The 12,309-nt window shown below is 62.6% G+C and carries 10 protein-coding genes and 1 pseudogene; 5 read left to right on the plus strand and 6 right to left on the minus strand.

What is annotated here, in order from left to right; all coding sequences use genetic code 11:
• Positions 1 to 7 precede the first annotated feature (7 nt).
• Complete coding sequence (locus HDG39_RS34560; protein WP_221305570.1) at positions 8 to 352, minus strand: hypothetical protein; 345 nt, start codon at positions 350 to 352, stop codon at positions 8 to 10.
• Positions 353 to 363: 11 nt separating this feature from the next.
• Complete coding sequence (locus HDG39_RS34815; RefSeq protein WP_184003239.1) at positions 364 to 1,122, minus strand: hypothetical protein; 759 nt, start codon at positions 1,120 to 1,122, stop codon at positions 364 to 366.
• A 139-nt stretch (positions 1,123 to 1,261) separates the two neighbouring features.
• Between HDG39_RS34815 and HDG39_RS00990 the strand changes: the two genes are divergently transcribed.
• A complete protein-coding gene (locus tag HDG39_RS00990; protein WP_260327473.1) occupies positions 1,262 to 1,579 on the plus strand; it encodes a helix-turn-helix domain-containing protein in 318 nt (105 codons plus the stop codon).
• Between the two features lie 482 nt (positions 1,580 to 2,061).
• Positions 2,062 to 2,235, plus strand: a pseudogene (locus HDG39_RS34820) (helix-turn-helix domain-containing protein); the annotation flags it as partial.
• Positions 2,236 to 2,672: 437 nt separating this feature from the next.
• Here the strand turns inward: HDG39_RS34820 and HDG39_RS01000 are convergent.
• Together HDG39_RS01000 and HDG39_RS01005 are read right to left on the minus strand one after the other, a co-directional pair.
• Positions 2,673 to 3,209: a single-stranded DNA-binding protein gene (locus tag HDG39_RS01000; RefSeq protein ID WP_184002521.1), complete on the minus strand. Its 537-nt coding sequence runs from the start codon at positions 3,207 to 3,209 to the stop codon at positions 2,673 to 2,675.
• A 146-nt stretch (positions 3,210 to 3,355) separates the two neighbouring features.
• Positions 3,356 to 4,543: an MFS transporter gene (locus HDG39_RS01005; protein ID WP_184002523.1), complete on the minus strand. Its 1,188-nt coding sequence runs from the start codon at positions 4,541 to 4,543 to the stop codon at positions 3,356 to 3,358.
• Between the two features lie 307 nt (positions 4,544 to 4,850).
• Here HDG39_RS01005 and uvrA point away from each other — a divergent pair, with 307 nt between their 5' ends.
• The 3 genes from uvrA to HDG39_RS01020 all read left to right on the plus strand — a co-directional run bounded on the left by uvrA (position 4,851) and on the right by HDG39_RS01020 (position 10,355).
• Positions 4,851 to 7,724, plus strand: coding sequence for an excinuclease ABC subunit UvrA (gene uvrA / locus HDG39_RS01010; RefSeq protein WP_184002525.1), 2,874 nt, complete (start codon positions 4,851 to 4,853; stop codon positions 7,722 to 7,724).
• A 34-nt stretch (positions 7,725 to 7,758) separates the two neighbouring features.
• Positions 7,759 to 8,844, plus strand: a complete 1,086-nt coding sequence (locus HDG39_RS01015) for an AI-2E family transporter (protein ID WP_184002526.1) — start codon at positions 7,759 to 7,761, stop codon at positions 8,842 to 8,844.
• A 284-nt stretch (positions 8,845 to 9,128) separates the two neighbouring features.
• On the plus strand, positions 9,129 to 10,355 hold the full coding sequence (locus HDG39_RS01020) for a PepSY-associated TM helix domain-containing protein (protein WP_184002528.1): 1,227 nt from the start codon (positions 9,129 to 9,131) through the stop codon (positions 10,353 to 10,355).
• 58 nt (positions 10,356 to 10,413) lie between these two features.
• On the opposite strand, the gene purU is transcribed toward HDG39_RS01020, so the two are convergent.
• Both purU and HDG39_RS01030 read right to left on the minus strand, forming a co-directional pair.
• A complete protein-coding gene (purU, locus tag HDG39_RS01025; protein ID WP_018419364.1) occupies positions 10,414 to 11,283 on the minus strand; it encodes a formyltetrahydrofolate deformylase in 870 nt (289 codons plus the stop codon).
• A gap of 84 nt (positions 11,284 to 11,367) precedes the next feature.
• On the minus strand, positions 11,368 to 12,276 hold the full coding sequence (locus HDG39_RS01030) for an NUDIX hydrolase (RefSeq protein WP_184002530.1): 909 nt from the start codon (positions 12,274 to 12,276) through the stop codon (positions 11,368 to 11,370).
• Positions 12,277 to 12,309: the final 33 nt, after the last annotated feature.

Consider the following 12,309-nt stretch of genomic DNA (forward strand, 5'->3'; position numbering starts at 1 on the left):
GAGAGGGTTACCAGTTCAACAGGGCTTGAATGCGAGAGATGAGCCAAGTCAGCTCCGAGTGGGACACCCAACCCTTTCGAGCGACCGCGGCGCACATCCGCTCGAGCGTGACATCGTTGCTGTGTTCGGGATGAGTTTCACCATCCTTTTCCGCTTTCGGGAGGAGTTGGTGAGCTAGGTCCTCGCAAATGGTCCAGCGCTCTTGGCGCTCGACGTCGGTTTGTCCGGCAACGTATTTGCCCGCGGACAGAACGACGCAGACCTTCGGCTGCGCCCCGGCGACGACACTGGGTGAGTCGTCGCGCGGAAAGTCGTCTGGGACGCTGGAGGGCGGGAGGATGTTGGTCTGCATGCTTGACCCGTTCATGTGGGCGCGGCCACTTGCGCCCGGCGGACCTCTGGCGCGATGCAGTCGTCGCAATAAACTCTACGCCAATAGCTTTCGCGAAAAGTCCCCCGTTTCCCGCAGCTTTCGCAGATGCACAGCGCACTCGCTTCGGCGATTTCCACATACTTGCGAATGCGTCCCCAGACATCTGTCGGACACATTTTCCCAGGCAGCAGGGCAATTACGAACTTGCCGAGGACTTGCTCAATATCCGTGCAGATGGGAAGTAGCGGGTAGGTGGCTCGGCCGGATACCAGCGCGCTATCCAGCGCAGCGAGCTTCTCCGGAAATTGGAGTTGCTCGCGCCATAGTGTTCGTAGCTCAAACTCAACGTCGCGCGCGAGTGCCTCGATGATTGGATACCAGCCGACTCCGCACTGAATGCCAAAGTGCGAGATGTTCGCAGGGTATGAGTCGGGGTGATGCACCGCCCGAAAGAAGAGTGGGAACCGCGAGAACAGGTCGTTTTGCCAGGCGTTCAGCATCCACAAGCGGGGCTGGGGGTGAAGTTCGGTGTCCACCGGTTCAACCAATTTGACCTGTCGGCGCACCGCTGGCGAGTTCTCAACCGACCGTGTGCGACGCTGTGCTCGAGGAGCAGTCACTAAGAATCCTCCGTCGTCTACCTGCGACAGGACGAGCAAGTCCCTCGCGGTCAGCGATTGTGAAAGTGAAGTTTGCTGCCGACGCGCGACATCGATATTCGACGCTGGCGCGGCATACGGAATGAACATCTCAGCCGCGAACGACAGAAGAGAGCCGCCCGCAAACTGAGGATTGCCCGAAGTGTAGATGTATGAATATGAACTGTAAAGAGTGGCACTTTATAAAGTGCCACTTTATACGCTGTAGATTTCGGACCTGCGATGGGTAATGCTCCTGCCCCATATGGCAGAAAACATCACGTCGCGCCAAGCTTCATTTCGTGAGCGCCTTGCGAGGAATCTGCGATTCTTCCGCGGGCAACGAGGTCTGTCCCAAGAGAGTCTTGCGGACCGCGCTGGCATTCATCGCACACACATCGGCCAGCTTGAGCTTGGGCGACGCAGCGTCACGCTCGATACGCTCGTGTCATTGGCTCAGGCTCTCGGCGTGGACGAGTTCGAGCTGCTGGCTGAACGGGAGGACGTCCCCGTTCCGGTGAAGCTGGGTAGAAAGAACAAGGTCCGCCCGCAGCCAGGGGAAGGCTGACCGGCGGAAAGCGCAATGTTTACTTCGGGCGATTCTTGCGCTCTCGCACCGATGTCCGTCATTTCCCTACTCGCTTTGCCCTTTCGTGGCTCGCGATTCAAGTTGTGACTGTTTTCGACGCCAGCTAGCGGTCAAGGCCGAGGGTCCGCACACCCATCTGGTAATTGCATAAGTGCACTTGGACATAAACCTCTTTCCTGCTACACCACGACGTTTTTGTCCATGGAAGAGGACTGCACATTCATTGTCCATTGGGATGCTTGCGCATGTGCCACTCGCGCGTGGAATGCGCCAAAAGGGATTCAGGTCGGAACACCCAACTTCGTTCGAATCTAGTTAGCACTCTGTTCGCGAATCCCCGTGTGCACAACTCTGCCAGAGTTGTGCACACTCGAAGGTCTGACGCACCGGCTTCGCCGGCTCGCCATCTACTCGGTCATTACGCTTTGTTCGTTAAGCCGCTTTGAGGAGCTAGAGAAGACGCGGGCCTTACGCAAGAAGACGTCGCAGTGCGCCTTGAGGCAACGCAGACATTCATCAGCAAGTGCGAACGCGGAGAGCGCCGGCTGGACGTTATCGAACTATGTAGCTGGTGTGAGGCTTTGGGCATTCCGGCTGGCCAGTTCGTGGCTGAGCTCGAACGAAAGTTACGATAAACCGGTAATTCCGAAAAAGCGCGGCTTCATCTGAAAACCATCCTTTCGCGGGTTGCAGTGCAACTTCCCCATGTGCACAACTCTGCTGCCCACACCACAAGGGTGTGGACAGCCGCCCTACGGGCGGTACCAGAGTTGCACACACTCGACGTCTGACGCGCCGGCGTCGCCGGCTTGCCCAATTGGAAGTTTACTAGTCAACCCCCGCGAACAAGTATTTCCGCTCTGTAGTCAGTTGTTGGCGCTCGCCCCAACCGTTGTCAGGCACAGGCAGACCGTCGCCAAACGTCCCTTTTAGCCGGATGAGACCAACACTTCTGGCAAGTATTAGTTAAGTTCTTTCCAAGAAAGGCTTGAAAAAAGATGTTGGTAATGAAAAAACCCGTTCTCATCAGCGAAAACGGGCTTTTACCAACAAAAAAGTGTCTTAGTGTGTTTTAAAATGGAATATCGTCATCCATCTCGTCGAAGCCGCCGCCGGCCGGCGCGCTCGGACGGCTCGCACCGCCACCGCCACCGCCGCTACCGCCACGCGAACCGCCACCCGACGACATCGCGCGACCACCACCGCCGCCGCTACGCTCCGACGGCTCGCCACGGCTATAACCGCCTTCATCGCCGCCACCCATCGACGCGCCGCCGCGGCCGCCGAGCATCTGCATCTGCTCCGCGACGATCTCGGTCGAGTAACGATCGGTGCCGTCCTGCGCCTGCCACTTGCGCGTGCGGATGCGCCCTTCGAGGTACACCGACGAGCCCTTCTTCAGATATTCCGCCACGATTTCCGCGAGGCGGCCGAAGAACGCGACGCGGTGCCACTCGGTGGCTTCCTTCATCTCGCCCGACGCCTTGTCCTTGTAGCGGTCCGTCGTCGCAAGGCGGATGTTCGCCACTGCGTCGCCGCTCGGAAGATAGCGGACTTCCGGATCGGCGCCGAGGTTGCCGACCAGAATGACCTTGTTCACGGATGCCATGAATTTCTCCTGTTGATTCCTGTTGCAGGCGGCGCGGCACTACGCGGTTCGCGTCTCGCGGCCGGCAGGCCCGAGACCAGAAGAGCGCCTCTGCCCGCCGCCGGGTGAGTTCTGGTTGATTCGGGAGGTGCCCCGAGTACGCTGTGTTATGCCTTGCGCGGCGGCTGTTTCATCTTTGCGGCGATTATAAGCCAGCAAAATACCAGCCCGGAGCAGGCGAAGAAAACCGCGCTCTGGCCGTTCACCTTCAGCAGCCAGCCGCCGACCATTCCGCCGAGCGCAAGACCGATCGACTGCGTGGTGTTGTACACGCCAGCCGCGGCTCCCTTGCGGGTACCGGGCGCGAGCTTCGACACCAACGAAGGCTGCGAGGCCTCGAGAATATTGAAGCCGAGAAAGTACACGAACAGGATCGCCGCCACACTCAGAATCGTATGCGGAGCAACGCCCAATAACAACTGGCCGATCAGGATAAGAGCGATCGCCGACAGCAGCACGATCTTCATCTTGCCGCGCTTCTCGGCGGCGATGATCGCCGGCACCATCATCACGAACGACAGCCCCATCACCGGCAGATACACCTTCCAGTGTGAAGCGACCGGCAGCCCGCCCGCTTCGAGAATGCGCGGCACGACGAGGAACAGCGCGGTTTGCGTGGCGTGCAGCACGAGCACGCCGAAATTCAAACGCAGCAACTCGAAGTTGTGCAGCACTTCGGCGAACGGCGCGCGCACATGCACCGGCTTCGGCGCATCGGGCACGACCCATATCACGACGCCGATCGCGAGAATCGAGAACACGCCGACCAGCGTGAAAAGCCCGCTCATGCCGAGCCAGTGGAACACGATCGGCGCGCCGACGATCGCGACCGCGAACGACACGCCGATGCTGCCGCCGACCATCGCCATCGCCTTCGTGCGATGTTCCTCCGAGGTCAGATCGGCGATGAACGCGATTACCGCCGACGACACCGCACCCATCCCCTGAATCACCCGGCCGACGATGATCCACGTCATGTCGTGCGCGGCCGCCGCGACGAAGCTGCCGATCGCGAAGATCAGCAGGCCCGTCGCGATCACCGGCTTGCGGCCGACCTTGTCGGAGATCCAGCCATAGAAGATGTAGAGCATCGACTGCGTGACGCCGTACGCGCCGAGCGCGATGCCGACGAGCAGCACGTTTTCGCCGCCGGGAATGGTCTTCGCGTAGATCGAGAACACCGGCATGATCATGAAGAGACCCAGCATGCGCAGCGCGAAGATGGCGGCAAGCGATACGGTCGCGCGCAATTCGGGCGCGCTCATGCGTGTGGAGATGGCGGACGGATTGGACATCGAAGCGTTGTTTGAATGAACCGGGCGGCGAGCCCGTGGGACAGCCTTGGCCGCCGGCACAATGGAGCGGAACGAACAGGCGGGCGGCCAGCCCCGGCATATCGGCGGGTCCGCGCCGACGAGACGGGCAAAGCCCGTGCCCCATCGTCCCCGCCAACGCACGCCCCTCGCGGCATCTTGTACTCACGGAAAACGGCCCCAGTTACGCCTTTTTCCCGCTGTCAGCACGCCGTAACGGCGGTCTGGAAAAGTCGTTATAGTAGCAGGTTTGGCCTCTTTCCCTTTCCGCAGTTCATGGAATAAATCCGTGGAACAAATCCGTATTCGTGGGGCTCGCACCCACAACCTGAAGAACGTCAATCTCGACCTACCGCGTCACAAGCTCGTCGTTATCACGGGGCTTTCGGGCTCCGGCAAATCGTCGCTGGCGTTCGATACGCTGTATGCGGAAGGCCAGCGGCGCTACGTCGAAAGTCTGTCCGCCTATGCGCGGCAGTTCCTGCAACTGATGGAAAAGCCGGACGTCGACCTGATCGAAGGCTTGTCGCCGGCTATCTCGATCGAACAGAAGGCGACCTCGCACAATCCGCGCTCGACGGTCGGCACCGTCACCGAAATCCACGATTATCTGCGTCTGCTGTTCGCGCGCGTCGGCACGCCCTACTGCCCCGATCACGAGATTCCGCTCGAAGCGCAAAGCGTGTCGCAGATGGTCGACGCGACGCTCGCGCTGCCCGAGGAAACGCGCGTGATGATCCTCGCGCCAGTCGTCAGCGATCGCAAGGGCGAGCACACGGATCTGTTCGAGGACATGCAGGCGCAAGGCTTCGTGCGCTTCCGCGTGCGCTCGGGCGGCGGCACCGCCAACGAAGGCATCGCGAAAATCTACGAAGTCGACTCTCTGCCGAAGCTGAAGAAAAACGACAAGCACACGATCGACGTCGTGATCGATCGTCTGCGCGTGCGCCCCGACGTGAAGCAGCGCCTCGCCGAATCGTTCGAAACGGCGCTGCGTCTCGCCGACGGCCGCGCGATCGCGCTCGAAATGGATACGGACAAGGAGCACCTGTTCAGCTCGAAGTTCGCCTGTCCGATCTGCTCGTATTCGCTGCAGGAACTCGAGCCGCGCCTGTTCTCGTTCAACAACCCGATGGGCGCGTGCCCCGAATGCGACGGCCTCGGCCAGATCACGTTCTTCGATCCGAAGCGGGTGGTCGCGCATCCGTCTCTATCGCTCGCGGCGGGCGCGGTGAAGGGATGGGACCGGCGCAACCAGTTCTACTTCCAGATGCTGCAGAGCCTCGCGGCGTTCTACGACTTCGACATCGACACCGCGTTCGAGGATCTGCCGGAGAAAGTCCGCAAAATCCTTCTGTACGGTTCGGGCAAGCAGGAAATTCCGTTCTCGTACATCAACGAGCGCGGCCGCACGTCGGTGCGCGAGCACGTGTTCGAAGGGATCATCCCGAATCTGGAGCGGCGCTACCGCGAAACCGATTCGTCCGCGGTGCGCGAAGAACTCTCCAAATACCAGAACAACCAGCCATGCCCGGCGTGCGCGGGCACGCGGCTGCGTCGCGAGGCGCGTTTCGTGCGCATCGGCGCGGACGGCGACGCGCGCGGCATCTTCGAGATCAGCGGCTGGCCGTTGCGCGATGCGCTCGGCTACTTCCAGACCCTGCGCCTCGAAGGCTCGAAGCGCGAGATCGCCGACAAGGTCGTCAAGGAAATCGTCGCGCGTCTGATGTTCCTCAACAACGTCGGGCTCGACTACCTGTCGCTCGAACGCAGCGCGGAAACGCTGTCAGGCGGCGAAGCGCAACGCATTCGCCTCGCTTCCCAGATCGGCTCGGGGCTGACCGGCGTGATGTACGTGCTCGACGAACCGTCGATCGGCCTGCATCAGCGCGACAACGACCGGCTGATTTCGACGCTCAAGCATCTGCGCGATCTCGGCAACTCCGTGATCGTCGTCGAGCACGACGAGGACATGATCCGCATGGCCGACTACGTGGTCGACATGGGCCCGGGCGCCGGCGAGCACGGCGGCATGGTGATCGCCGAGGGCACGCCGAAAGAGGTGCAGAAGAACGCGGCGTCGCTGACGGGCCAATACATGTCCGGCGCGCGCACGATCGAATACCCCGACGAGCGCAAGGATCCCGACGAGCGGCGCCTGCGCATCGTCGAAGCGTACGGCAACAATCTGCACAACGTCACGCTCGATCTGCCGGTGGGTCTGCTGACCTGCGTGACCGGCGTGTCCGGCTCGGGCAAGTCGACGCTGATCAACGACACGCTGTATCACGCGGTCGCGCATCATCTGTACGGCTCGGCCACAGAGCCGGCGCCGTACGAGTCGATCGAGGGCCTCGAGCACTTCGACAAGGTGATCAACGTCGACCAGTCGCCGATCGGCCGCACGCCGCGCTCGAATCCGGCCACCTACACGGGCCTTTTCACGCCGATCCGCGAGCTGTTCGCGGGCGTGCCGGCCGCCAAGGAGCGCGGCTACGATCCGGGCCGCTTCTCGTTCAACGTGAAGGGCGGGCGCTGCGAATCGTGCCAGGGCGACGGCGTGCTGAAGGTCGAAATGCACTTCCTGCCCGACGTGTACGTGCCGTGTGACGTGTGCCACGGCAAGCGCTACAACCGCGAAACGCTCGATATCCAGTACAAAGGCAGCAACATCAGCGAAGTGCTCGACATGACGGTCGAGCACGCATACGAGTTCTTCAAGGCCGTGCCGGTCGTCGCGCGCAAGCTGAAAACCCTGCTGGACGTGGGTCTCGGCTATATTCGCCTGGGTCAGTCGGCCACCACGCTGTCGGGCGGCGAGGCGCAGCGTGTGAAACTGTCGCTGGAACTGAGCAAGCGTGATACCGGTCGCACGCTATACATCCTTGACGAACCGACCACCGGCCTGCACTTTCACGATATCGCGCTGTTGCTGGAAGTCATACACCGGTTACGTGACCAGGGTAATACCGTCGTGATCATCGAACATAATCTCGATGTAATCAAAACTGCGGACTGGGTCATCGATCTCGGCCCCGAAGGCGGCGCCGGCGGCGGGCAAATCGTCGCCCAGGGCACGCCCGAGCAGGTCGCGAAGTCGAAGGCCAGTTTTACCGGCAAATATCTGGCGCCGCTGCTCAAGCGCGCCGCCACCACAAAGTAACGCTGCACTACCGAGGTTGGAGACGGGATAAGCCATGACCAAGCGTAATCAGGCGCGCGAAGAAGATCGGGTGCAGGACCTGCGCCCGCGCCCGGTCAGGCTGACCAGCGACATGAGTCTGCCGAAGCTGTCGGCGGTCGAGATCGGCAGCTACGTGGTGATGCTGTTCGGCATGTGGGCGGTGATCGAACTGAAGTTGCTCGGCGCGCTGCTCGCCGGGCTGCTGGTGTTTCAGCTCGTGCATACGATCGCGCCGCGCATCGAGCGCCACATGTCGAGCAAGCGGGCGCGCTGGCTCGCGGTGGTGATCCTGTCGACGGTGATCGTCGGCGCGCTGACGGGACTCACGCTCGGCATCATCTCGCATTTCGAGAACGACGTGCCGAGCGTGCAGGCGCTGCTCGATCAGGCCATGCAACTGGTCGACCAGGCGCGCGGCAGGATTCCCCAATTCGTCGCGAACTATCTGCCGGTCGACACCGAGCAGATGAAGACGAAGGCCGCGGAACTGATGCACACGCACGCGAACATGCTGCAGCAAAGCGGCGCGACCATGGCGCGCGCGTTCACCCACGTGCTGCTCGGCATGATCATCGGCGCGATCATCGCGGTCGGCGCGCAGAAGCATATCCAGCGGCTGCCGCTGTCCACCGCGTTCGTCACGCGCGTCACGCGTTTTGCCGACGCGTTTCGCCGCATCGTGTTCGCGCAGGTGAAGATCTCCGCGCTTAACACGGTGTTCACCGCGATCTTCCTGCTCGTGATCCTGCCGGTTTTCCATGACCGGCTGCCGCTGTCGAAGACGCTCGTGCTCGTCACGTTCATCGTGGGTCTGCTGCCGGTGATCGGCAATCTGATCTCGAACACGATCATCGTCGCGGTCGCGCTGTCGGTGAGTTTTCCGGCGGCGATCATGTCACTTGTGTTCCTGATCCTGATTCACAAGCTCGAGTACTTCCTGAACGCGCGGATCGTCGGCGGGCAGATCGAGGCGCGCGCATGGGAGCTGCTGATCGCGATGCTGGTGATGGAAGCGGCGTTCGGTCTCGCCGGGGTCATCGCGGCGCCGATTTTTTATGCGTACATCAAGCGGGAGCTGATTTATTTGCGGTTGGTGTGAGTTGGGCCGAATCGAGTAGCAAAAGTCAGCACTCACTAGCGCTCTGCAGCACACGCGGCAGTCCACGCAGGCGACGAACGCGCAAGCGGCACTTCGGTGCCGCTTTTTATTGCTTCCCGCGACCTTTCATCGTCGCCTCTTGCTGACAGAAAACTTGCAGCCGACCGCGCCAACCCCTAAGATGCGAACAATTCCTATTTACATCCAGTCCGCACCGTGACGTTTCACCTGATCTACCAACCGCGTCTCCGCCCAGGTCCCTGTTGCGCGTTGCCGGCTCGCGCATGAGACGCCAGCTTGTCCGCCTGCACCGCTGGTTCGGCGTCGCGACCGCGCTGTTTCTGTTCGTCGCGGGCCTTACGGGCGCGATCATCGCGTGGGACCACGAGCTCGATGCCGCGCTGAACCCGCCGTTTTACCAGGCTCGCACGGCCGGGCCGACGCTGTCCGGCCTCGAACTGGCGAATCGCGTCGAAGCTGCCGATCCGCGTCTTCGGGTGACCTATCTGCCGCTCGCGGTCGAACCGGGCCACACGCTGCAGATGATGGTGCTGCCGCGCACCGATCCGGCGACGAAGCAACCCTATCCGCTCGATTTCAATCAGATCGCCGTCGATCCCGTCACCGGCGAAGTCCAGGGACGTCGCGAGTGGGGCGCCGTTTCGGTCGCGCGACTCAACCTGATTCCGTTCATCTACAAGCTGCACTACACGCTGCAGCTGCCGTTTACCGGCGGTGTCGACCTTGGCACCTGGCTGATGGGGATCGTCGGCATCGTGTGGCTCTTTGACAGCGTGATTGCGCTGTGCCTGTCGTTTCCGAGCCTGAAGGCCTGGCGCAAGTCGTTCACATTCCGCCTGAAACGCGGCGGCTATGCGTTCACGTTCGATCTGCACCGCTCCGGCGGCGTATGGATCTGGGGCCTGCTGGCGATCGTCGCGCTGACGTCGATTTCGATGAATCTGTCGTCCCAGGTGGTGCGGCCGATCGTGTCACGACTGTCGACGCTGACACCCGATCCGTTCAGCAACCCCGAAATCCTGCGCGCGCCGCAACCCGGCGATCAGGTGCTGAGCCGCGAGCGCATCGTCGAACTCGCCGGGCAGGCCGGCAAGGAAATGCATATCGCCGCGCCGCCGGGCGGGCTCTACTACGCCGAATTCATGCACGCGTATGGCGTCGGCTTCTACACGTCCGGCAACGACCACGGCGACACCGGCCTCGGCAACCCGTGGATGTATTGGGACGCCGCCACCGGCAAGCGGCTCGCCGCGCGGATTCCCGGCCAAGGCACGGCCGGCGACATCTTCCTGCAGGTGCAGTTTCCGCTGCACTCGGGGCGCATCCTCGGTCTCGGGGGCCGGATTCTGATCAGCGCGGTGGGGGTGGCGGTGGCCGTGCTGAGCGTCACGGGCCTGCTGATCTGGCTGAAGAAGCTGAACGCGCGGCGTCGTTCCGCGCAAAACGCGAATCTCGCGAGAAGCACGGGCGGTGCGGCAGCGCGTTCGTAACACGAGCAGGTAAAGGGCCGCGCCGACCTCGACCGGCGCAGTGTCACTGGCGCGGCTCCTAGCGGAACACCACCGTCTTGCTGCCGTTCAGCACGACGCGATGCTCCACGTGCCACTTCACCGCGCGCGCGAGCGTCACACACTCGACGTCGCGGCCGATCGCCGTCAGTTGTTCCGGCGTCATGCTGTGGTCCACGCGCTCGACTTCCTGCTCGATGATCGGGCCTTCGTCGAGATCGGTCGTCACATAGTGGGCGGTTGCCCCGATCAGCTTCACGCCGCGGTCGAACGCCTGGTAGTACGGCTTCGCCCCCTTGAAGCTCGGCAGGAACGAGTGGTGGATGTTGATCGCGCGGCCGGCGAGCGCCTCGCACAGACTCGGCGACAGGATCTGCATGTAGCGCGCGAGCACCACGAGGTCGGCCTGATGCTCGTTGATCACTTCGAGCACGCGCGCTTCCTGCGTCGTTTTCGCTTCGGGCGTGCCGCCGAGCAGCGGGAAATGATGGAACGGGATGTCGTAGCTCGCGGCGAGCTGGTAGAACTCCTTGTGGTTCGAGATGATCGCCGGGATGTCGATGTTCAACTGACCGGTGCGGTAGCGGAACAGCAGATCGTTCAGGCAGTGGCCGATCTTCGACACCATGATCACGACGCGCGGCTTCACGTTCGCGTCGTGCAATTCCCAGCTCATGCCGAACTGCTCGGCGAGTGTCACGAACGACGCGCGCAGCGCGTCAAGCCCCGGATCGCCGCCCACCTGCTGAAAATGCACGCGCATGAAGAACTCGCCGGTGCGGCTGTCGCCGAACTGCGCGGAGTCGAGAATATTGCTGCCCCGCTCGAACAGAAAGCCCGACACGGCGTGAACGATGCCGGGCCGATCGGCGCACGACAGTTTGAGGATAAAGCTGTGATCGGTCGACATGACCTCGGTGACTCCCTTCTTCAATGCGTGGTTTGTTTCAGTGGGTACTGGCTGCACGGGTTGAGCTTGACTGATGAGCCTGAGCTAGGCCAGCGCCGGCGGCGTGAACAGCGCGTCGATGCCCTCGCACGCGTCCTCGTCGATCCAGCGGCGGCGCAGCAGGCAATCGAGCGTCGCGAGGCTGGCATCGACGGTCAGCGCGCCTTCCTCGATCCAGCGCGCGACTTCGTCGATGCGCGCGAGCCGGTGTTCGCCCACTTCGCCGTCCTGGTTGCGCGGCGCGAAGTCGGCGGGCAGCGCGAGGTCGTAGATGAAGATCTGCTCGGCCTGCGTGCCTTCCGGCAGCGATTGCAATACATGCGCTGTGCGGCCCGCGACCGCGCTCGCCGCGATCTCCGCCGGAATGCCCGCCTCTTCCCAGCACTCCTTGACGATCGTCTCGGCGATGCCGAAACCCCAGCCGATCCCGCCTGCCACGACGTTGTCGAGCATGCCGGGGTCGGTCGCCTTGGTGTCGCTGCGGCGCGCGATCCACAATTGCGGCGCGCCACGGGGCGCTCCGCCAAAGGGCGCCCCGCCAAAGGGCGCCCCGCCAAAGGGCGCTCCGCCATCCGCATATTCTACGACGCCGTTCAGATGCACCGCGTAGGTCATCGTGCCGAAGAAGCGCGACGCCGCGCGCTCGATATACGCGAGCGGCGGCGCGTCGAACGCATTGCGGATCGCGTATGTCTCGTTGCGCCAGCCGGGGATGCGACCATCGGCGGCGAGCGCGCCGATCACGGAAGCGAGCGCCGCGCTGCGCAGATCGACGGTATCGAACGTGGCGGAGAGCGTCACGCCGTCGTTCGCCATCCCGAAAACGTCGGGCCAGCGCGCGAGCAGCGGCACGTCGCGCTCGCGAATCCACCCGACCGGTTCGGCGCCGATCAGAAACGGCCGATGCGCGTTCGCGTCGAAGCGGCGCGCGGCGGTGATGCAAGGCAAAGTCATCGGAATACTCCAAACTGTCCGCCGTCGTGGCGA

Source organism: Paraburkholderia lebeckiae, from assembly GCF_014201005.1.
GTDB classification, from domain to species: domain Bacteria; phylum Pseudomonadota; class Gammaproteobacteria; order Burkholderiales; family Burkholderiaceae; genus Paraburkholderia; species Paraburkholderia tuberum.

Excerpts from the sequence above, each read along its gene's own strand:
- HDG39_RS34560 (WP_221305570.1), bottom strand. The coding sequence starts at position 352 with ATGCAGACCAACATCCTCCCGCCCTCCAGCGTCCCAGACGACTTTCCG.
- HDG39_RS34815 (WP_184003239.1), bottom strand. The coding sequence starts at position 1,122 with ATGTTCATTCCGTATGCCGCGCCAGCGTCGAATATCGATGTCGCGCGT.
- HDG39_RS00990 (WP_260327473.1), top strand. The coding sequence starts at position 1,262 with ATGCTCCTGCCCCATATGGCAGAAAACATCACGTCGCGCCAAGCTTCA.
- HDG39_RS01000 (WP_184002521.1), bottom strand. The coding sequence starts at position 3,209 with ATGGCATCCGTGAACAAGGTCATTCTGGTCGGCAACCTCGGCGCCGAT.
- HDG39_RS01005 (WP_184002523.1), bottom strand. The coding sequence starts at position 4,543 with ATGTCCAATCCGTCCGCCATCTCCACACGCATGAGCGCGCCCGAATTG.
- HDG39_RS01015 (WP_184002526.1), top strand. The coding sequence starts at position 7,759 with ATGACCAAGCGTAATCAGGCGCGCGAAGAAGATCGGGTGCAGGACCTG.
- HDG39_RS01020 (WP_184002528.1), top strand. The coding sequence starts at position 9,129 with ATGAGACGCCAGCTTGTCCGCCTGCACCGCTGGTTCGGCGTCGCGACC.
- purU (WP_018419364.1), bottom strand. The coding sequence starts at position 11,283 with ATGTCGACCGATCACAGCTTTATCCTCAAACTGTCGTGCGCCGATCGG.
- HDG39_RS01030 (WP_184002530.1), bottom strand. The coding sequence starts at position 12,276 with ATGACTTTGCCTTGCATCACCGCCGCGCGCCGCTTCGACGCGAACGCG.